Origin of the sequence: Aneurinibacillus terranovensis DSM 18919 (assembly GCF_000430625.1) — a bacterium.
Taxonomy (GTDB): domain Bacteria; phylum Bacillota; class Bacilli; order Aneurinibacillales; family Aneurinibacillaceae; genus Aneurinibacillus_B; species Aneurinibacillus_B terranovensis.
In genome coordinates this window covers 32,188-53,034 of record NZ_KE387181.1, presented here as the reverse complement: position 1 = coordinate 53,034, position 20,847 = coordinate 32,188, and the positions used below count along the sequence as shown (strand labels likewise).

18 protein-coding genes are annotated in these 20,847 nt (G+C 46.4%); 13 read left to right on the top strand and 5 right to left on the bottom strand.

Features of this window, described 5'->3' with window-relative positions; genetic code table 11:
- The first annotated feature begins 97 nt into the window (after positions 1 to 97).
- From H525_RS0121890 to H525_RS0121860, 7 genes are all read left to right on the top strand, one after another.
- Positions 98 to 1,258, top strand: a complete 1,161-nt coding sequence (locus H525_RS0121890; RefSeq protein WP_051331231.1) for a branched-chain amino acid ABC transporter substrate-binding protein — start codon at positions 98 to 100, stop codon at positions 1,256 to 1,258.
- Between the two features lie 95 nt (positions 1,259 to 1,353).
- Positions 1,354 to 2,274, top strand: coding sequence for a branched-chain amino acid ABC transporter permease (locus H525_RS0121885; protein WP_027417944.1), 921 nt, complete (start codon positions 1,354 to 1,356; stop codon positions 2,272 to 2,274).
- Between the two features lie 4 nt (positions 2,275 to 2,278).
- Positions 2,279 to 3,292, top strand: coding sequence for an ABC transporter permease subunit (locus H525_RS0121880; protein ID WP_027417943.1), 1,014 nt, complete (start codon positions 2,279 to 2,281; stop codon positions 3,290 to 3,292).
- A 15-nt stretch (positions 3,293 to 3,307) separates the two neighbouring features.
- The gene (locus H525_RS0121875) at positions 3,308 to 4,087 is read left to right on the top strand and encodes an ABC transporter ATP-binding protein (protein WP_027417942.1); all 780 of its coding nucleotides are present in this window, start codon (positions 3,308 to 3,310) and stop codon (positions 4,085 to 4,087) included.
- Positions 4,084 to 4,806 carry an ABC transporter ATP-binding protein gene (locus H525_RS0121870; RefSeq protein WP_027417941.1) on the top strand — a complete coding sequence of 241 codons (723 nt, stop codon included), beginning with the start codon at positions 4,084 to 4,086 and terminating at the stop codon, positions 4,804 to 4,806. Before H525_RS0121875 ends, H525_RS0121870 begins: the two co-directional genes overlap by 4 nt.
- Before the next feature lie 295 nt (positions 4,807 to 5,101).
- Entirely contained in the window at positions 5,102 to 6,646 is a 1,545-nt protein-coding gene (pruA, locus tag H525_RS0121865) for an L-glutamate gamma-semialdehyde dehydrogenase (RefSeq protein WP_027417940.1), read from the top strand.
- A gap of 204 nt (positions 6,647 to 6,850) precedes the next feature.
- Entirely contained in the window at positions 6,851 to 7,762 is a 912-nt protein-coding gene (locus tag H525_RS0121860) for a proline dehydrogenase family protein (protein WP_035102349.1), read from the top strand.
- A gap of 149 nt (positions 7,763 to 7,911) precedes the next feature.
- On the opposite strand, the gene H525_RS25175 is transcribed toward H525_RS0121860, so the two are convergent.
- From H525_RS25175 to H525_RS0121840, 4 genes are read right to left on the bottom strand one after another with little or no spacing between them, the layout of a single operon-like run.
- Positions 7,912 to 9,018: a GerAB/ArcD/ProY family transporter gene (locus H525_RS25175; RefSeq protein ID WP_051331230.1), complete on the bottom strand. Its 1,107-nt coding sequence runs from the start codon at positions 9,016 to 9,018 to the stop codon at positions 7,912 to 7,914.
- Between the two features lie 4 nt (positions 9,019 to 9,022).
- Complete coding sequence (locus H525_RS0121850; RefSeq protein WP_027417938.1) at positions 9,023 to 9,247, bottom strand: hypothetical protein; 225 nt, start codon at positions 9,245 to 9,247, stop codon at positions 9,023 to 9,025.
- Positions 9,247 to 10,437, bottom strand: a complete 1,191-nt coding sequence (locus H525_RS25170; RefSeq protein WP_051331229.1) for a Ger(x)C family spore germination protein — start codon at positions 10,435 to 10,437, stop codon at positions 9,247 to 9,249. The genes H525_RS0121850 and H525_RS25170 overlap by 1 nt, the downstream gene beginning before the upstream one ends.
- A 6-nt stretch (positions 10,438 to 10,443) precedes the next feature.
- Positions 10,444 to 11,943 (bottom strand): spore germination protein, encoded by a 1,500-nt coding sequence (locus tag H525_RS0121840; protein WP_051331233.1) that lies wholly within the window; start codon positions 11,941 to 11,943, stop codon positions 10,444 to 10,446.
- Positions 11,944 to 12,217: 274 nt separating this feature from the next.
- Here H525_RS0121840 and thiM point away from each other — a divergent pair, with 274 nt between their 5' ends.
- Together thiM and thiE are read left to right on the top strand one after the other, a co-directional pair.
- The gene (gene thiM / locus H525_RS0121835; RefSeq protein WP_027417936.1) at positions 12,218 to 13,024 is read left to right on the top strand and encodes a hydroxyethylthiazole kinase; all 807 of its coding nucleotides are present in this window, start codon (positions 12,218 to 12,220) and stop codon (positions 13,022 to 13,024) included.
- Between the two features lie 16 nt (positions 13,025 to 13,040).
- Complete coding sequence (gene thiE / locus H525_RS0121830) at positions 13,041 to 13,751, top strand: thiamine phosphate synthase (protein WP_342664304.1); 711 nt, start codon at positions 13,041 to 13,043, stop codon at positions 13,749 to 13,751.
- A gap of 76 nt (positions 13,752 to 13,827) precedes the next feature.
- On the opposite strand, the gene H525_RS27725 is transcribed toward thiE, so the two are convergent.
- Positions 13,828 to 14,001, bottom strand: a complete 174-nt coding sequence (locus tag H525_RS27725) for a hypothetical protein (RefSeq protein ID WP_155837521.1) — start codon at positions 13,999 to 14,001, stop codon at positions 13,828 to 13,830.
- Between the two features lie 164 nt (positions 14,002 to 14,165).
- Between H525_RS27725 and H525_RS0121825 the strand changes: the two genes are divergently transcribed.
- The 4 genes from H525_RS0121825 (at position 14,166) to H525_RS0121810 (ending at position 20,512) form a co-directional block, all read left to right on the top strand.
- Positions 14,166 to 16,148: a DNA gyrase/topoisomerase IV subunit B gene (locus H525_RS0121825; RefSeq protein WP_027417934.1), complete on the top strand. Its 1,983-nt coding sequence runs from the start codon at positions 14,166 to 14,168 to the stop codon at positions 16,146 to 16,148.
- A 6-nt stretch (positions 16,149 to 16,154) separates the two neighbouring features.
- Positions 16,155 to 18,635: a DNA topoisomerase IV subunit A gene (parC, locus tag H525_RS0121820; RefSeq protein ID WP_027417933.1), complete on the top strand. Its 2,481-nt coding sequence runs from the start codon at positions 16,155 to 16,157 to the stop codon at positions 18,633 to 18,635.
- 136 nt (positions 18,636 to 18,771) lie between these two features.
- Positions 18,772 to 19,176: a S1 RNA-binding domain-containing protein gene (locus tag H525_RS0121815; protein ID WP_027417932.1), complete on the top strand. Its 405-nt coding sequence runs from the start codon at positions 18,772 to 18,774 to the stop codon at positions 19,174 to 19,176.
- Between the two features lie 655 nt (positions 19,177 to 19,831).
- Positions 19,832 to 20,512, top strand: a complete 681-nt coding sequence (locus H525_RS0121810) for an SGNH/GDSL hydrolase family protein (protein WP_027417931.1) — start codon at positions 19,832 to 19,834, stop codon at positions 20,510 to 20,512.
- Positions 20,513 to 20,847 lie beyond the last annotated feature (335 nt).

Genomic DNA, 20,847 nt, shown 5'->3' with positions numbered 1-20,847 from the left:
TACCTGTCTTGTGAACGACAATGAAAGGAGGGGATGGGCGTAAAGCATGTTTGCCAATAAAAAATAAAGACCAACAGAAAAATAGGGGGTTAATTAGATGAAAAAGGTTTTAAAAAGAGTCGGAATTGGAACGGCTATCCTTAGTATGGCTTTCCTCAGTGCATGTGGAAGTGCGCCAACCGGTTCATCATCCGGTGGATCCGGGGGAACAGCAGGCGGAGATATTCTCGTTGGATTGCAGTTTCCTCTCAGCGGAAACGAAGCAAAAATGGGAGAAGACATGAAGAATGCCGCGCAGCTGGCTGCGGATGAAATTAATAGCGCCGGCGGTATTAACGGAAAGAAAATCAAACTCATCGCTGAAGATGACGCGAGCGATCCTCAAACAGCCACGGCGGCGGCAAATAAATTAGTTTCGGAGGGAGTCACCGCTGTAGTCGGCGGATACAGTTCGGGCGCTACCATCCCGGCTACCGGTGTCTATCACCAGAACGGCATTCCGATGGTCGTAACAGCTGCCAATTCGCAAAAAATTTCTGATCAAAAATTTCCTGAGATCTTTATGATCAATGGAACAACGGTGCATCAGGCAGAGGTAGCAACCGATTATATGCTTAATAAAAATCACGGGAAAAAGATTGCTATTATCCATGATAATTCAGGGTATGCAAAAGATCTGGCCGAGCGTACCAAAGCCGCTGTTGAAGCCGCCGGTGGACAAGTCGTTGTGTTTGACGCAGTGAATCCGGACGAAAGTGATTTCTCCGCTTTAATTTCGAAACTAAAACAGGCAAAACCGGATGCAACCTACTGGACCGCTTACTACAAAGCCGGCGGGGCTTTCATTAAGCAATTCAAACAACAGGGGGTATCAGGCATCATCGGCGTCGGTGACGGTTCCAACGACAAAACCCTGATTGATATTGCAGGAAAAAGCGCAGCGGAGGGTACGTTTGTTACGACGAGCCCAACTGCGGAGTTCCTTCCTGAAGCGAAGAAATTTGTAGAAGAGTATAAAGCCAAGTATAAACAAGACCCGGGTCCTTATTCAGCGCTTGAGTACGATGGAATCAAAGTATTGGCTGATTCGATTAAACGCGCCGGTTCAACCGATAAGGCGGCTATTGTGAAAGCTTTACAATCTACGGATTTAAAAACTTTATCCAGCCAGGTTTCATTTAACAGTGAAGGAACGCTAAAAAAATCCAACTTTATTGTCCTTCAAGTTAAGAACGGAACATTTGCCCTTCCTCAATAATGAAAGATACCGATTGAACCATTGGCTTGAAATGCGCGGTAGCATGTTGTGCCGTGCATTTTTTTACGTTTTTTATGGAAAGGAGTGACCGCAACATGGGGCTGCACTTAGCTATTACATCAGATATTTTCGTCCAACAACTTATTAATGCGCTCATTATTGGTTCTTTTTATGCATTAATTGCCCTCGGGTATACGATGGTTTATGGAATTATAAAACTGCTGAATTTTGCCCATGGAGATTTGTTTATGGTTGGGGCTTATATCGGTTTTACGGTACTAGGCAAAGTAACCGGCACAGGCGGAAGTTTAGTAGGGGTAATCATCGCCTTTATTATCGCGATGATCGTGACTGGATTTCTCGGGATGGGAATGGAGAGGGTGGCCTACCGCCCGCTGCTAAAAGCGCCTCGGTTGTCCATTCTGATTACCGCGGTAGGGATGTCGCTCGTTTTAGAAAATGGAGTATTTGCAGGGTTTGGTGCGAAGCCGCAGATCATGCCGGTGACGCTGCCGACAAACGGTTTTACCCTGCTTGGCGCCAATATTACGTACTCGCAAATCGGGATTATCGTATTGTCTGCTCTGCTCATGTGGGGGCTGCACGCTTTTATCCACCGGTCTATTTACGGGAAAGCCATGAGGGCTATTGCCATCGATCAAACGGCGTGCAGCCTGATGGGCATCAACGTGAATAAGGTCATTTCGCTTACCTTTTTTGTCGGCTCATTTTTAGCGGCGGCTGCCGGTATGATGAATGCGACCTATTATGGAAATATCACGTTTATGATGGGTTTCACGTTTGGACTCAAAGCGTTTACTGCGGCCGTCATCGGGGGAATTGGCAATATACCGGGAGCGATGCTCGGGGGATTAACCCTGGGTATTCTTGAAACCATCGGGACCTATACGATTGGTAGCGAATGGAAGGATGTTTTCGCCTTCATCATCCTTATCTTCCTGCTGGTTGTTAAGCCGACCGGAATTTTAGGAGAAAAAGTAACGGAGAGGATGTGAGAAAATGGATAATTTAGAGTACCAGGCCGTTGCCCAAAAGAAGCTGATGAACGGTAAATTCAAGTCTATTGTACTAACGGCTATTTTGATTGCTGCCATTTTCTTCCCTTTTTATGCAGGGCCATATTGGCTTGATGTCGGTTTTCTTGCGGTGTTCTATATTGTTTTAGGTTTAGGATTAAACATTGTGGTTGGATATGCGGGACTGCTGGATCTCGGGTATTCGGCATTCTTTGCGGTAGGTGCCTACTCCACCGGGATCCTTATGACACAGTTCCATGTGAATTTCTGGTTAACGATCATCATTGGGGGGGCATTGGCCGCAGCCGCCGGGATTATTATTGGCGCACCGACCCTCCGTTTGCGAAGTGATTATTTGGCGATTGTTACATTGGGATTCGGGGAGATTGTGCGTATATCGGCCAAGAACTTCCAGTTTACCGGGAGTGCTTCTGGTATTTACGGAATTATGAGCCCGTTTCCTTCTCCTACATGGGTTGGGGGAATTATGATAAATAATTTAGCCTACTCGTTCTGGAGCATCCTGATTATGGCTATTTTCGTTATGTTTGCCTCTAACCGATTGGCCCATTCCCGCATCGGCCGTTCCTGGGCATACATCAGGGAAGATGAGGACGCAGCGGAAGCAATGGGGATTAACCGCGTGCGTTCGAAGCTGGCGGCCTATGCTATCGGGGCGACGTTTGGCGGATTAGCCGGGTCGATTTTTGCAGTCAAGATGACGGCCATTGCACCTGAAAGCTTCAGCTTTATGCAGTCGGTTATGATTTTGCTTGCTGTCATATTAGGCGGTATCGGGAGGATTACTGGCGTTGTATTTGGCGCGATTCTCGTTATTATTCTGCCTGAATTCCTGCGGGATTTAGGTCCGATTTTACACATTGGCGTCGATGTGGACCGGTATCGCTACTTAGTATTTGGTGTGGCTCTCGTTTTCTTAATGATTTTCCGCCCGCAGGGGTTATTGCCGCATCGACGGGAAAGAGAGAATGGATAGGGAGGTTGAAACCGGGTGGACATTATACAAATTCAAAACCTACATCTGCAGTTCGGCGGGCTGGTAGCTGTGAACAACTTAAGCTTTTCAATTCCGGACAATACCGTTATGAGTGTCATCGGCCCGAATGGCGCCGGCAAAACCTCGCTGTTTAACATGATTACCGGATTTTATCAGCCGACGCGCGGAGAGATCATTTTTAACGGCACGAATATTGTCGGAAAAAAACCGAGCATGATTACGGCGATGGGCATGGCGCGTACCTTTCAAAATCTACGTATATTCCCGAACTTATCGGTTCTCGAAAATGTAATGTCCGGGATGCATTCCCGAACGAAATCAGGAATTTTCGGGGCAGTTTTTCACACTCCTTCACAGCGTAAAGAAGAAGAATTAATTTATCATGTGGCGGAAGAATGCATCAGGTTTGTCGGAATTGAAAACTATATGCACCGCACTGCGAAAAATTTGCCGTATGGAGCGCAGCGCTATTTGGAAATTGCCCGTGCGCTGGCCATTCAACCCAAAATATTATTTTTAGACGAACCGGCCGCCGGATTTACGTTTAATGAAAAAGTGGATTTGATTAACCTTATCAGGAGAATCCGCGAGACATACAAAATACCCGTTGTGTTAATCGAGCATGATATGGGGCTGGTCAATCAGGTTTCGGAAAAAATTATCGTTTTAAATTATGGGGAAAAGCTGGCGGAAGGCACGCCGGATGAGGTTCTCAGTGACCCAAAAGTTATCGAAGCCTACCTTGGTCACGAAGAGGAGGATGAAGTCATATGAGTGTCGTGCTTGAGATGAAAAATGTAGAAACCTACTATGGAAAGATCCAGGCGGTTAAGGATGTGAATATTTCCGTCAAACAGGGGGAAATTCTTGCGCTGCTGGGTGCAAACGGCGCCGGAAAAAGCACGATTCTGAAGACGATTTCCGGGCTTGTTCGCCCGGCTCAAGGCACCATTCATTTTATGGGAGAAGACATTACAAAAAAAGAACCGCATTCGATTGTTGAGATGGGTCTCATCCATGTCCCGGAAGGAAGGCGTATTTTTGGGGCGTTGACGGTAACGGAAAATCTGGAATTAGGCGGGTTTACGAAAAAAAGCGACAAATCGAAAACGCATAAAAATATTAAGAAGGTGTTCGATATGTTTCCCCGTCTCGCAGAGCGCCATAAACAGTTGGCGGGAACATTAAGCGGCGGGGAGCAGCAAATGCTCGCGATCGGCCGCGCACTAATGTCTGAACCGAAATTGCTTATGTTGGATGAACCTTCGATGGGCCTTGCACCGATTATCGTACTGGAAATTATGAAGATTATTAAGCGGATCAATACAGAAAACAACACAACCATTCTATTGGTTGAACAAAATGCGAAGGCAGCATTAAAGCTCGCCCACCGGGGATATGTGTTGGAGACAGGGAACATCACATTGGAAGACTCTGCCGATTCCCTTCGTAAGAATGATAGCATTATTAAAGCGTACTTAGGTGCGCACTGATTGTATAGGCTTTGTGAAGTGTCGATGTTGTTTATACAAAAGTGTTTAGAAAACAGGTACGCTATACACTTTTGTATAAAATAAACGTGTAAAACATTCATCAACCGGCTGTAAAACAAGGTTTTTTTCATTAGCGTGTAAAAAATATAGCCTTTACTACACGTATAAGTTCAGCTAAAACAGTCGTTGGCACTAGCGGCTGGACGCCAGTGAAGTTTCCTTTAAAAAATTGGCACGGATTTTGCTAGTAGATAAGAGTGAGGAAGTAAAGAACCTACTAGAGGGAGGAAACAGAATGATTCCATATCAACCGGAACCATTTACAAATTTTAAAGATGAAACCAACGCAAAAGCCATGCAGGCAGCGTTAGATAAAGTTAAAGCCGAATTAGGGAAAGACTACCCGCTTATCATTGGCGGAGAACGTATTGCAACAGACGAAAAAATCGTTTCGATTAATCCGTCGATTAAAGATCAGGTCGTTGGAACAACCAGCAAAGCAAGCCGGGAACTCGCTGAAAAAGCCATGCAGGCTGCAGCAGAAGCGTTTAAAACATGGAAAAAAGTAAGTCCGGATGAGCGGGCACGCCTTCTGTTTAAAACGGCTGCTCTTATGCGCCGCCGCAAATTTGAATTCAGCGCCTGGCTATCGTATGAAGCAGGGAAAAGCTGGCCGGAGGCAGACGCTGACACAGCGGAAGCAATTGATTTTATGGAGTACTATGGCCGCCAGATGATGAAGTTAGGCGAGCGCCAGCCGCTCACACGCATCCCGGGCGAAGATAACGTGCTCGAATATATCCCGCTTGGAGTTGGAATCGTCATTCCGCCGTGGAACTTCCCGCTCGCAATCATGGCAGGGATGACGACAGCAGCGATCGTGTCCGGAAACACGGTGGTATTAAAGCCTGCGAGCACAACACCGGTTATCGCAGCCAAGTTTGTCGAACTGCTGGAAGAAGCAGGGATGCCGAAAGGTGTGGTCAATTTTGTGCCGGGCAGCGGCGCGCAAGTGGGCGACTATCTCGTCGACCACCCGCAAACCCGCTTTATCTCGTTTACCGGCTCCCGTGAAGTCGGACTCCGCATCTTCGAACGTTCTTCTAAAACAGCGCCTGGCCAAATCTGGATGAAGCGCCTTGTTGCGGAAATGGGCGGAAAGGACTCCATCGTGGTCCACAAAGATGCCGATCTGGAGCTGGCTGCCGTTAACATCGTGAATTCCGCTTTCGGCTTCTCCGGTCAGAAATGTTCGGCGTGCTCACGCGCGATCGTTCATGAAGATGTATATGATGAAGTAGTAAACCGTGTCGTTGAGCTGACGAACGGGCTCAAAGTAGGCATCGCACAGGATCCTTCCATTTATACCGGTCCTGTTGTGGATGAGAGTGCTTATAATAAAATTCTTGAATACATCGAAATCGGCAAACAGGAAGGCCGCCTTGTCGCAGGCGGTGAGAAGGCGGAAGGAAACGGATTCTTTATCAAGCCTACCGTTTTTGCAGACGTGGCCCCCGATGCGCGCATTATGCAGGAAGAGATTTTCGGGCCGGTTGTAGCGTTCACAAAGGCAAAAGATTTCGACCATGCGCTTGAAATTGCGAACAATACGGAATTCGGATTAACAGGGTCTGTTTTCACGAAAGACCGCGCACTCATTGAAAAGGCGCGTCAGGAATTCCACGTTGGAAACTTATACTTCAACCGGAAGTGCACAGGGGCGCTCGTAGGGGTGCATCCGTTTGGCGGTTTCAATATGTCCGGAACCGATTCAAAAGCGGGCGGACCGGATTACCTCCTGCTCTTTACCCAGGCTAAACTGTCTTCCGAAGTTTTCTAAAGAAAAATGGAGAAAACTTGGCGAATGCCAATGCCAAATAAAATTCGATTGTACGTCTCCCACCGGTGGTAAAGCAAACTTGCAGTATTGTGCCGCCGCCGCGGGGAAGACTGTGCAGTCCATGGCAGCATATTACAGCATTGAAAGCGTTTTTGATTCTTTGTAGGTATGCCGTCAAATAAGAAAAGGGTGGAATCCGTTATGATTGAGCCGGCTATGAAAAACTTTTTTTTATTTCTTTCCCAGAATAAGGCGTTGAATCATGCTGCGAAGAAGTGGGGATTAAAATTCGGGGCCAATCGCTTTGTAGCGGGGGAAACAATCCAGGATGCGATTCGTAAAGTGCGCGAGCTAAATCAACAGGGACTGGTGTGCACGCTTGACCACTTAGGAGAGTTTGTATTTAGTCCGGAAGAGGCCACAGAATGCGCGGACTACTGCATCCGGACGCTGGATGCGATTCATGAGGCAGGGGTGGAAAGCAACCTGTCAATAAAAATGACGCAGCTTGGCCTTGACATTGACCAGAATCTCTGCATGTCTAATATGCGCCGTATTCTTGATGCGGCACGCAAGTACGGGAATTTTGTCCGGATTGATATGGAAGATTATGCACACTGCCAGATTACGCTTGATATACTGGCCGAACTGCGTAAAGAGTATGTCAACGTAGGGACGGTCATCCAAGCGTATCTGTACCGCTCGGAAAAAGATTTGGATACCCTGAAAGGAATTCCTCTCCGCCTGGTGAAGGGCGCGTACAAGGAACCGCAGGAAGTGGCGTATCCGGAAAAGAAAGATGTGGACGAAAATTATAAAAAGCTGATTGCGAAGCACCTGTTAAACGGCAACTATACAGCCGTGGCTTCACACGATGACCAAATTATCGAGTTTACAAAGGAATTTGTCCGGGAACACAATATTCCGCGGAGCCAGTTTGAATTCCAGATGCTGTACGGCATTCGTACGCAGTCACAGGTTGACATCGCCAAACAGGGGTATAAAATGCGCGTATACGTTCCATACGGGAATGACTGGTACGGGTATTTCATGAGAAGGTTGGCGGAGCGGCCGGCAAACGTAGCATTCGTCTTAAAGGGTATGGTGTCCAAGTAAGGACGCCGATACCTTTTTTCTTTTAGTTAATTACTTAAACTGCATAGGTTATGTCTTTTTATTATGTAATAGGGATAATCTGCTATTTTTTCATGGCACTAATAAAATTCAATCTCTACGCGGGTTAGTCTGATGTTGTGTTTCGTTGATTAGGTAGAATTTGGTTCGCTCTCTGCCAGCTGCTTCTCAGGTTGAACATCCGGTTTTTTCCTCCTTATGACAAGAAACAAAACGAAAGGGATAAGAAACATAAACAAAATTTCAATGAACGGCCACACCCGGTTCATTTCTAATAGGGATATGTTATTTTTATAAAACCATAAAGCGCAAACAAGCACGAAAGCCCCCATTGAGTTTGTGACTGTCATCGCTGATATATTAGGAATCACCTGATTGAGACCATGGCAAATTACATAAAGGGTAGCCGACAATCGAATAATCATCGTAGGCAGCCACACACTAACCAGTACTAAATCCAGACGATCAAGAAAATCACCCAAGCGAATTTGACGTACTAACTCTTCGGTAGGAAAAATAAAACGGCCTGTAAGATTCGGCCCGAAGACCAAAAGAGTAAGAACAAGCAGTATTTCCGTTAAAAAACTTCCCCATAAAAGGCTGTATACCCCCTCGCGAAACGTAAACGTCCGGTGAGAGAAAAGGAAAGGAAGAATGATAATATCACCGAGATAACCAATAAAATACCAGCTTCCCTGCAGGGAAGGAACCAGTCCTTTTTCAAAAATGGGCATAAAATTCAAGAATTGAACTTTTGTTAATAAAATAGGCGGTAAAATCAGAATAGATGCCACAATTATCGGGAAATACAATTCAGCCATACGGGCGACAACTTCGATTCCCCCCCGGGCAACTACCACAACGGGAATCATGACAAGCAGCGCGATAAAAATTAAAGGCGTTCGCTGTAACAGCACGATATTAATAAACTCGGTTAAATTCCGTATATCCCTGCTCAATATGATAAAGAAAAACAGGATATAAAGGGACGATAGGAATCGTCCCGCTATCTTGAAACGGTTGACCATGACGCCGAATAAATCCTGATGAGGAAAGCGGGACGTTATTTTTGCGATCAGCCATATGGAAAGGATACAGACTGCGAAGGCAGGAATAATCGAAAACCACGAATTTTGTTTACTGATTTTAATAATTTGCGAAGGTACGTTTATAAGGGTTGCTTGTAGAACAAATCCCGCTCCGATCAAGATGAGCTGTCTTTCTGAGATTGCTTCCATACGTTTACTCTCCTTCGTTTATGGGAACCAGAGGTTCCAAAATAGAGATAAGTCTATCCATGGGGTGAGAGACATGGACGAACGAATAATTATAAACTAATAAAACGAAAACAAGGCCGTAAAAAACGAAGGAAATGCTTTTGGTTGTTTTGCTTGCCTGCCGGAGTTCTTTCCACTGGATGATGCATAACAGGGCCGGGAATAAACTTAAAATCCAAATCGTACTCATTACTGAGCATCCCCCTCTTTTCGTTTAGTGGAAGAGTTAATCGTTCCCATGTTTTCAAGGCGGACGAGAGACTCGACAGAAATCTGGAGGTTTCGATAATGTGTTTTCCAATCTTTTTCAAGGCTTTCGTGCCACACATGCGGATATTTCCGATAAATGGCTTCACCAAATCCTGCTGGGTCACTTTGATACTTATTTTGCAGGTCGTTAATTGTTTGCTGCATGATCGACTTAAACTTCCGATTGGTCATCTGTTGAAGTTTATCAAGCTGTTCTCCGGATGTATCAATATCGAATAAAGATTGGTTTTCCACGATAGCCCCCTTGCCGCGAAATAAAATTCGGATTTTCATTTGATTTTGTTCCATGACAGGGGTGATTTGTGTATTGTTTTCTGTGACTAACACGTCTAACGAACCCTTCCCGCTTGGAGGAGAAATTTTAACCGAGAACGGGCTGCGTGCCTGGTTCATTGCGATAAGAAGCGCGGTTGCTTGCTCCTCCTTTAGAACCCCTGTTTCTCTGTCGCCGTTAAAAACCGCAAAACCATCAAGCTTTATCATTGTTTGTGGTTTCCCTTTCGGTCCCGGATTTGATTTTACAACTGAAAAGTACGGGGCGATTGAGTCATTTCCGGGTGAAAGTTGGGCTTCGATAAAGTCTTTTGTCGTGTATGGCCTCTTTGTTGCCCCCTGAGCAAGTTCCCGGACCATCTCGGCAGGAAATTGTTCGATCGGCGCGTCCGCATTTAATAAATCACGAGCCTGCCCCTTGGTCACAACGAGAAAAGCGTTTAAACGGTTAATAGAGTTGCGGGCAACGACATCCAATGATTCCTGAACTCCTGATTTCGCCAGGGCTTCTCCAATAAGTAAGACCCGTCGGTGTGAAAAATTTAGCAAACGGGATAAAGATTCCTGTTGTTTTCTGATGGCTCCACTTACTGTGGTATCGCGTGCGGCATCTAAATAGTAATTTTTGTTTCCGCCGGCCGTTCCGCCGCCTCCCCCTTTACTGCCCGCTCCTCCCAACTGACTCGGAAGGGGAATCTGGAATGAAACTTGGTATTGATTTTTTACTTTATCTATCCCTGTTGCAATCACAAAAGCAACGTCGTTAATTTCGTGCCGATCCCAGCAGCCTGTCAACATGAAACACAAAAGAAACAGGATAAAAAACCTCTTGATCATGGTTTATCACTCCCCGGACTGAGGAGGGGATGGTTTCATCCCCTTTTTCATTCGTTTTCGATTCAAAGGCGAATACGATGTTGGGCGTAGGATCATTTTCCACCAAGGAACGCGAATAAATATATCTTTCAATTCATGCTTTTTATATGGAGCAATGCCCGATAAATACGGGATGCCAAATGAGCGTAAATGACATAAATGAGCCGATATTAAAAGCCCTCCGATAACAATGCCAAAAAGTCCAAAGGTGGATCCGAGGACCATGAGAGGAAAGCGTAAAAGCCGAATAGAAATGGCGACATTAAATTTAGGAATGGCAAAGGAGGCAATTCCGGTTAGGGCTACGACGATAACCATTGGGGCCGAGACGATTCCCGCCTGTACAGCGGACTGCCCAATAACAAGAGCCCCTAAAATACTCACGGCTTGCCCTACCGTTTTCGGCAAGCGGACGGCCGCTTCCCGCAATGCTTCGAAAGCGATTTCCATTACCAACGCTTCTACGAGAGCGGGGAATGGAATACTTTCCCGGGCGGCTGCAATGCTTTGCAAAAGGGTTGTCGGCAGCATATCCGGATGAAAGGTAAGGACTGCAATATAAATAGCCGGCAGAAAAAGCGCCATAATCAGCAAACCATAGCGCAGCCAGCGGATAAAATTAACAATGACATAGCGTTCGTAATAATCTTCGCTGGCCTGCATCATTTCCCAAAAGGTAATAGGGGCAAGTAAAACAAAAGGTGTTCCATCTACAAAAATGGCAAACTTCCCTTCTAATAGACTGGCGGCAACGGTGTCCGGGCGTTCGGTATACTGAAGCTGAGGAAAAGGTGAATACGGTTCATCCTCAATCAATTCTTCGATATACCCGCTTTCCAGTATGCTGTCCGTATGAATAGAGGTTAAACGATTTCTGGCTTGTTCAACTACTTTAGGGTCCGCAATATCCTTTATGTAGGCAAGCGCTACATTGGTTCTGGTATGTTCTCCTAGCTTAAACGCTTCTATTTTTAAACGGGGTGATTTTATGCGAAATCGCAGAAGTCCCGTATTGGTTCGGATACCCTCGGTAAACCCTTCCCGGGGGCCACGGATCACGGACTCTGTTGTCGGTTCCTCTACCCCCCGGCGGTTTCCGCCGATAACATTAATAACAACGGCTTCGTCATAGCCGTCCACGAGAACGATGGAACTTGCCCCTAGTATGTTATCTACAACATCGGAATACAGCTTGACACGTGAAAGCTGTGACAGAGAAAAATTTGATTCATCAAGTAAATCTGTTTTGACCGTGGGTTTCTCCCCGTTTAAAAGCTGCGGGAGCAAAGGAAACAGGAAATTGTTGTGAAGTTCTTCTGATTTAACCATGCCGTCAATGTAAACAAGAAGGCCGTATGTATTTCTATCCGCCTTTAAATCACGAAAAACAACATCCGAACAATCTTTAAAAAGCTGTTTGAGGATAGCTTTGTTTTTGTCCAGATCCCTTGAGAGGTTATTATCCATTCCCTCGGAAGGTTCGAGAGCTTCTTCGAGAGGAGCAATGTCCAATTTTCTTTTTCGCCGGATTTTTCTGCCTGTATCTTTGTCCATTCGAAGATCTCCTTTTAAAGAGTAAACATGAAAATAACTTTGCGCGCATCTCTTTCTTGTGTTGTTATTTTTTGCCCAACCCGACCATTCTATGTATTTTAATGATGAAGTTATCTCCCTTTCCTTCTCGGACAAAAATCGGTATCATGGAGCAGAAGTGGAATTATATAACGGGAGGGTTGTACAAATGTCCGATATTAACCAACAGGTGGCGGATTTATTGACCAAAGTCCGGGAAGCGAATCCGCTGATCCATAATATTACGAATGTGGTGGTCACCAATTACACAGCGAACGGGCTGCTGGCCCTGGGTGCGTCACCTGTCATGGCGTACGCGGTGGAAGAAGTAGCAGATATGGCTAAAATCGCTGGTGCTCTCGTACTTAATATGGGAACGCTGACGAGCCAAACGGTTGAGGCGATGCTTGTGGCAGCAAAATCCGCGAATGAAAACGGGGTGCCGGTTATTTTTGACCCGGTCGGTGCGGGGGCTACCCCTTACCGAACGGAGGTGGCGCGTCGAATTGTTAAGGAAATTAAACTCGCCTTGATTCGCGGAAACGCGGCGGAAATCGCCCATGTTGTTGGGGAAGCCTGGGAGATTAAAGGCGTGGATGCCGGTGTCGGAACAGGGGACGTGGAAGAATTGGCCCGCAAGGCGTCCAAGCAGCTGCATACCGTGGTTGTCATCACCGGAGAGGTGGATGTCGTAGCAAGTTCCACCGTGACGTATACTGTTCATAACGGTGATAAGATGCTAACGCAGGTGACAGGGACAGGCTGTCTGTTAACTTCTATCCTGGGAGCCTTTGCGGCTGTTGAAAAAAATATTCCGCTGGCCGCTGCGGCAGGACTCACGGTATACGGAGTAGCGGCGCAAATTGCGCGGCAGACCGTCTCCGCTCCAGGGTCGTTTCAAATTGCTCTCCTCGATAGTTTATATGAAGTCACCGAAGCACACGTTGCGGAAATGGCGCAGATCACCATGAAGTAAGGAGCGGGTAAGGTTGATGGATAAAGAGGTAATAGGTAATCAAACAATGGATAATGAAACAATCGCAGATAAAGAGATAATGGACAAAGAAACATTACGGAAAGAACTCGGGATTTATCTCGTTATGGGAATTACGGACGTCGACGGAATTTCAGCTGTTGAAATGGCCCGCCAGGCGGTTGAGGGTGGAGTAACGATGATTCAACTGCGTGAAAAGAAAGCTCCCTTGCGTGACGTGCTGGCGAAAGGGCGTGAATTGCGGGAACTGTGCCGGCAGCACAATGTCGCTTTTGTTGTGAATGACCGCGTGGATGTGGCCATGCTGCTTGAAGCGGACGGCGTGCATGTAGGCCAGGACGATATACCTGCAAGGGAGGCTAGAGAGCTCGTTGGGCCCGGTATGTTTATCGGCGTATCTGCGTCGTCGTTTGAAGAAGCGTGCATAGCTATAAACGAAGGGGCGGATTATTTAGGGATCGGCAGCATCTATGCTACGAAAAGTAAAGACGATGCGGGCGCACCTGTTACGCCGTCCCTTATTCAGAGCATCCGTTCTTTTACTGACCTCCCGATTGTTGGAATTGGGGGAATCACGGCAGAAAACGCGGCTGAAGTGTTTGCAAACGGTGCGGATGGGGTAGCGGTGATTTCCGCTATCGTACGACAGAAAGACCCGCGTGCGGCGGCACAGAAGTTAAAAGAGGTCTGGACAGCTCATTTTAGATGATAAAAATATTGCAAGAATGATGAAAAAGGCGAGGAATACCCGCCTTTTTTTATCGTTAAGGAAAGCATATGTTGCTTTACAGTGTTAAAGCAACATATACTTTCTTCCATTGGTCACCTGAGAAAAACTCACGGGGGTGTGCCGAACGTTTCTTTTTCGATGTGGAGCGGCGTCCCCAAACTCCAGAGAAACACGGACAGTCTATACTTCCCCGCAAGGGAAGACGCCGCAAAAAAGAAAAATGGCCCATTCCATTGCCCCACCTAGAAAGTTCCGGTCGAGCAAACTTAAAATAACGAACGTGTATTCCTATTTTCGAGTATAATAAGGGTAAAGGAAGAAAAACCAGTGCCGATTGATATTGCTTTTCCTAAAAAAAACGATTAGAGTGAAAAAGACACAGGGGGGAAATGAATGGCAAGGCAAAATACAGTACCAGCATATAACGATGATGATATTCGGGTCCTGAAAGGGCTGACCGCGGTCCGCGTACGGCCGGGTATGTATATAGGTTCAACGGGGAGCCGGGGATTGCATCACCTGATCTGGGAAATTATCGATAACTGTAAAGATGAAGTGCTCGCAGGCTACTGCGATACAATTAAAGTTTCACTTTTTCAGAATGGAAGCATCAGCGTAGAAGATAACGGGCGCGGAATTCCCACCGGGATAAACAAAGATGAAGGCATCCCGACACCTACCGTTGTCTTTACCGTTCTGCACGCCGGAGGTAAGTTCGGGGGCGGAGAAGGGTATAAAAAATCGGGCGGCCTCCATGGGGTAGGCGCCAGCGTTGTCAATGCGCTGTCTGAATGGCTTGAAGTTGAGATTTATCGGGACGGGAATATTTATCGTCAACGATTCGAATACATAGACAGCCTGGATGGCGATGCTTCTCAGGCTAAAGTCGGACATCCTGTGACAGACCTGGAGATTGTAGGAACGACCCATAAAACAGGCACCAAAGTGACCTTTCAACCCGACCCGCGGGTTTTTAACGATACAACGGTCCAATATGATATTTTACGTGACCGTCTTCGTGATAATGCTTTTTTGCTGAAAGGTGTCACCATTCAGCTGAACGATATGCGGCCTGGAGCACCGGAGAAGGAAGCGTTTCATTTTGAAGAGGGGATCAAAGCGTTCATTGAGTACTTGAACGACGGGAAGAATACCCTGCATGATGTGGTATATTTTGAAGGGGAAAAAGACGGTGTCGATATTGAATTAGCGTTCCAGTACAACGACAACACATCGGAAAATCTCCTCTCCTACGTCAACACGATCCCGACTATTGACGAGGGCACGCACGTATCCGGATTTCGTAATGCGATGACGAAGGTGCTTAACGATTATGCCCGGAGAAACTCGCTTCTTAAAAAAAATGATAAAAATCTGACAGGCAACGATTACCGGGAAGGGTTAATGGCTGTCCTCAGTATCAGGATGGACGATCCGCAGTTCGAAAGTCAGACGAAAGACAAGTTGGGCAGTGAAGAAGCCCGCTCGGCCGTTGAAGGTTTTGTAAGCGACAAAATGAACTTTTTCCTTGAAGAAAATCCTGACTTTGCCCGCCTTTTAATCGAGCGTGCCATCGAATCTCGCCGCATTAAAGAGGAAATCAAAAAAGCCGCGGAAGCGCTGCGCAACCCGGGCAAGAAAGGGAAAAAGAAAGGCAAGCGTTCGATCAGCGATAAATATACGCCGCCGAGCAAGAAGGACCCTTCGACGAATGAGTTATTCATTGTTGAGGGAGACAGCGCGGGGGGATCCGCCATTAACGGGCGGAACCGTAATTTTCAGGCCGTGCTGAGTTTGCGCGGGAAGCCGATCAATGTGGAGAAAAAGAAAATTTACGAGATTATCGGGCCCAACGGAAATGAAGAAATTAACACGATTGTCGAAGTGATCGGGACAGGCATTGGTGATGATTTTAACGCGAATGATTGTATGTTCGACAAAATTATCATCATGACGGATGCCGATTATGACGGGGCTCACATTCAGATTCTGTTGCTGACTCTTTTCTATCGTTACTTTCCTGAACTCATCAAGCGGGGGAAAGTATATATTGCCCAGCCGCCGCTTTATAAGGTGTACAAACAGGGGAAAAAAGGCCAGGACATTATCTATGCGTGGACGGAAGAAGAAAAGGATGAAGCGCAAAAGAAATTCGGCAAACAAAGTGAGATACAGCGCTATAAAGGGCTTGGCGAGATGAACGCCGAACAGCTCTGGGATACGACAATGAACCCGGAAACGCGTAAATTGATCCGGGTAGATTTTGAGGAGGCGGCGGAAGCCGAGCGTATTGTTACAATTTTGATGGGTGATAAAGTGCCGCCTCGCCGCGATTGGATCGAATCAAATGTGAAATTCGTGATGGAGGAGGAATAGGCAGTCATGTCACTGTCGCATGAAGATTATTTACAGATGAGTGTTCGCGATGTTTATCGCTCGCGCTTTAGCGATTATGCCCGCTACATTATTTTATCGCGGGCGATCCCGGACGTTCGGGATGGTTTAAAACCAGTGCAGCGCCGGGTTCTTTATTCGATGTACAAAGAAAAAAACACCCCGGATCGCCCCTATCGCAAGTCGGCGAAAACAGTCGGGGATGTGATGGGGAACTACCACCCCCACGGCGATTCGTCTATTTATGAAACGATGGTTAATCTCGTCCAGCCGCATAAAATGCGGGAACCTCTCATCGATGGTCACGGCCACTGGGGAACGGTGGACGGTGACAACGCCGCCGCCATGCGCTACACGGAAGCGCGTCTGAAGCCGATTGCGATGGAAATGCTTGTAGACATCGAAAAAGAAACCGTTGATTTTATTTCAAACTATGACAATACGACAAAAGAGCCCGTCGTTCTTCCTGCGCGCTTCCCCAACCTGCTTGTTAACGGGGTTACAGGCATCTCTATCGGGTTTGCAACGGAGATTCCCACCCATAACCTGCGCGAAGTGATCAATGGAACGGTCGCGCTGTTAAACAAACCCGAGATGTCCCTGCAGGAACTTATGAGTTATATTCCAGGTCCCGACCTGCCTGGCGGCGGGATTATTCAGGGAAAAGACGAAATTCGCAAAGCGTATGAAAAAGGAGCCGGACGCATTATCATCCGTTCCAAAACACATACCGAGCCGGGAAGACACGGGCGTCAGCTGATTGTCATTGATGAGATCCCCTACACGGTGAAAAAGAAAGCGCTCGTCAGCCAGATCGAGGAGGAAATTCTCGAAAAAAATGTGGACGGGCTCCTCGAAGTGCGGGATGAGACGGACCGGGAAGGGCTTCGCGTCGTCCTGGAAGTTCGTAAGGATGCGGACATAGAAGGGATTATGAACTACCTGCTTAAAAAGACGGACATGCAGATTTCTTATAGCTTCAACATGCTGGTCATTGCGGATACCCGCCCGCAGCAGCTGGGTCTCAAAGAAATTCTCATGTATTATATCGCCCATCAGAAGGAAGTTATTACGCGTCGCACACGCTATGATCTTGATCGGGCGGAAAAGCGTTTGCATATCGTGGAAGGCATTATTAAGGCGATTTCTATTCTCCGTCAGGTGATTGATGCGATTATGGATTCCGAAGGCCGTGAAGATGCCCGGACCCGCTTGATAGAGAAGTTCGATTTTACGTATGAACAGGCGGAAGCCATTTTAGATATCCGCCTGCATCAATTAACGAAGCTTGATATTAAAAAGTATGAAAAAGAACAAAAAGAATTAGAGAAAAAAATTGCCGCATGGAAAGGGATTCTGTCCAGCGAGAAAAAATTAAATCATGTGCTGGAGAAGGAACTGACCGAAATTCGCGATAAGTACGGCGATGACCGGCGTACCCTGCTGCAGGACAAAATCGAAGAAATTGAGATAGACATCTCTGTGACCGTACCCGCGGAAGAAGTGATTCTTACGATTTCAGAAGACCAGTATATTAAACGCACATCGATGCGGTCTTTCAACAGTTCAGGGGCAAGCATCGAGACGTGCGGCTTAAAAGAAGGGGATCGCGTTCGGCATTTCTTCAAGACGAACACGATACACCGGCTGCTTCTCATGACGAACGAAGGAAATTTCTACGACATACCGATTCATGAGATTCCGGACGCCAGGTGGAAGGATATCGGAACGAGTCTGGTCAATATAGTCTCGCTCGGCAAGGATCAGCGGATTGTTGCCGTGTGGCCGGTTGAATCGATCGAATCGATTAAGGATGCTTCTTTTGTCTTTGTGACCGGGACCGGGATGGTGAAGAAAACGAAGGTGGAAGAATATGATACGAACCAGAAAAAACGCGGCATCACTGCGATAAAACTGAAGCCTGATGATAAAGTTGCTTCGGTGCATCTGGTAGATGAACAGAAGGAACTCCTGCTTGTCTCGTACTCGGGTCAGGCGATCCGGTTTTCTTTGAGTGAAGTTCCGGTGACCGGGCGTAATACGGCCGGGGTGAAAGGGATCAAATTAGAAGAAGACGATTATGTTGTCCACTCGTATGCACTTGCAGCGGATGACGAACGAATCCTGCAAATTGTGACCCGTGAGGGGATTGTGAAGCGAACGGCTATCCTCCAATTTCCGCTGCAGGGACGCGGAGGAAAAGGAACACTCATCATAAGGCGGCGCAAAGTTCAGCCGCATGAAATCGTCATTTCGTTGCTGGAAGAGTCTTTCCGGTTCGATGTGATCGGCGAGACGAATCAGGGTCGTGCTGTCCTGATTGAATGGGAAGCATACCGGAGCCAGCTATCCGTCAATGATCAGGGATCGATCGGCCGGAATATGCTGAACCTTGGAATCGGGGAAGAATTTGTCAACGTGCACATGGAAGCTCGAATGGAAGAAATTGAATCGTCTGATGATGAATAAAAGAGTGTACCTTTTGGTGAAAAAGGGAATACTTTATAATTATAACGATAGCATTCCTACATTCTAAAATTCTTTATTATTTAGTTTGTTTCATGTATAGTTAACTTATAGTAAAACTTTATAGGGGGAACATTTTTTGAGTAACATCGCTGTCGGCAATATTATTGAAGGTACCGTGGTAGGAGTTCAATCTTTTGGCGCTTTTGTTAATATCGGGGAGAATAAACAGGGATTGGTACACATTTCACAGGTGGCTTCTTCTTATGTTGAAGATATTAATCAATTCGTCAAGGTAGGGGACAAAGTTACAGTAAAAGTCCTCGAAATAAAGGATGACGGCAAAATTTCCTTAACTATGCGAATTAATGAGGAAAAGAAAGAAGAACGCCGTCCCTTCAAAAAACGTGATGATCGACGTGGTGGCGGTGGACGCGGTGCGGACCATGCCGGTAAGGAAGATTTTGAATCCATGATGAAGAAGTGGATGAAAACAAGCGAAGACAAAATGGGTGATCTCGGTAAGCGCGAAAAAAGACGATAATTACCATGGTTAAATTATAAACCACTCTGGCCTCCAGAGTGGTTTTATTAGTGCCCCCGGCATGGGCATTATCTATAGGGTTAGAGTCCCGAATGGTGAAGGCAGTAGTAGCCATTAGCTCAAGGCAAGGGTGTCGACCGTGAGGTCGAATCTGAAGGAAGCCGGCGACAAACCTCCGGTCTGAGGAACACGAACCTCATATAAGGTTAGCATTCGTTGGATGAGTCTGCTAAACAAAACAAAGTCCTTACTGTCGAAGGCGAATGAGAGTAAATGAGGCAGATAGGTGGAGGGGAAGATAATGCTCTTACCCATGGTGAATTCCATTGGAAACTTCAAGAGGGCTGAGAATGATTGCGGCACTGACAGACCGTAAAAGCATAACGGACAGTGAGAGAAAGGACCACTGTCCGTCTGACTTCATGGAACCGCCGTATACCGAACGGTACGTACGGTGGTGTGAGAGGTCGGGGGGTTATCACCCCCTCTCCTACTCGAGTGGGCTGGAATAAAATATAGTGGCTTTTTGCTTGGCCATGTGGAAAAAGTGAAGGAAATGTAAAACTTGATCGGTAAAATATAAAAAGAGAGTGATAAAATAAACGTAAACAGGCGGATTTTACCTGCCGAAATGTTTGCGAGGAGGCTTCATCTCATGCGAATTGTCTGCTTTGGAGACAGCGTGACAAGAGGAATATCGTTCGTTGAAGGGCGGCTGCGGATTTTAAAAGATAACTACCCGGCTTTACTGCAGAAAACTTTAACTTCCCTCAATAACGTACAGGTTATCAATAAGGGGGTTTTTAACGATAATTCCAATCTTCTGATGGACCGCCTGAACTCTGACGTGCTCTCCCTGTCCCCTGATTATGTACTGGTCGAAATTGGCGGCAATGATTGCAATTTTAAATGGGAGGAAGTTGCGAGGTGCCCGGAAGAGCAGCACGAGCCGATTGTTCCGCTGGATAAGTACATTGAAAATATAAAACAATTGATTGGCAGCCTTCGAAAATCAGGTGCCGTTCCTGTTCTGCTGACTCTGCCGCCGCTGGATCCGGTCCGCTACTATAAAAAGCTTGTGCAAACGTACGGCCAGGGGATTGCCCACTGGATTGCGCTTTGCGGTGGAATTGAGCACTGGCACGGATTGTACAACCGGTATCTGACAGAAATGATAAACGCATGGAATGTGAGGAGTATAGATATTCGGACAGCCTTTAAAAAGGCGGGAGATTTGTCGTTATTGTTAAGTGATGATGGGATTCACCCAACGCTTGAAGGCTACCGGGTAATGAGCCGTGAGGTGTGTGAGGGGCTTCGACCGTATATGGAGTAAATCAATTCTAGTTTTTTGGGTTATTTCTTCCAAATCCGTATTGCCATGCAGGGGGAGTGTGGAAGGTGAAGACAAGTATGTGTCCATAAGTTGGAATGTGGTCGCCCATATGAAGATGTAGGAAGTAAGGGGTACAGTTAATAATAAGTGAATTTTGTACGTTAAGCAATTTATCCAAAAAAACCCGGTGAAAATCGTTACAATTGCCGATTTTCGCCGGGTTTTAGTGTTTAATTTCTACATCTCTTTTTTAAATCTTTAAAAAATACTAACGAGAATACTAATAAAGCTATTCCTGCGAAGGTAAAAGAGGTTAACAAAATAGTCATTTTGTT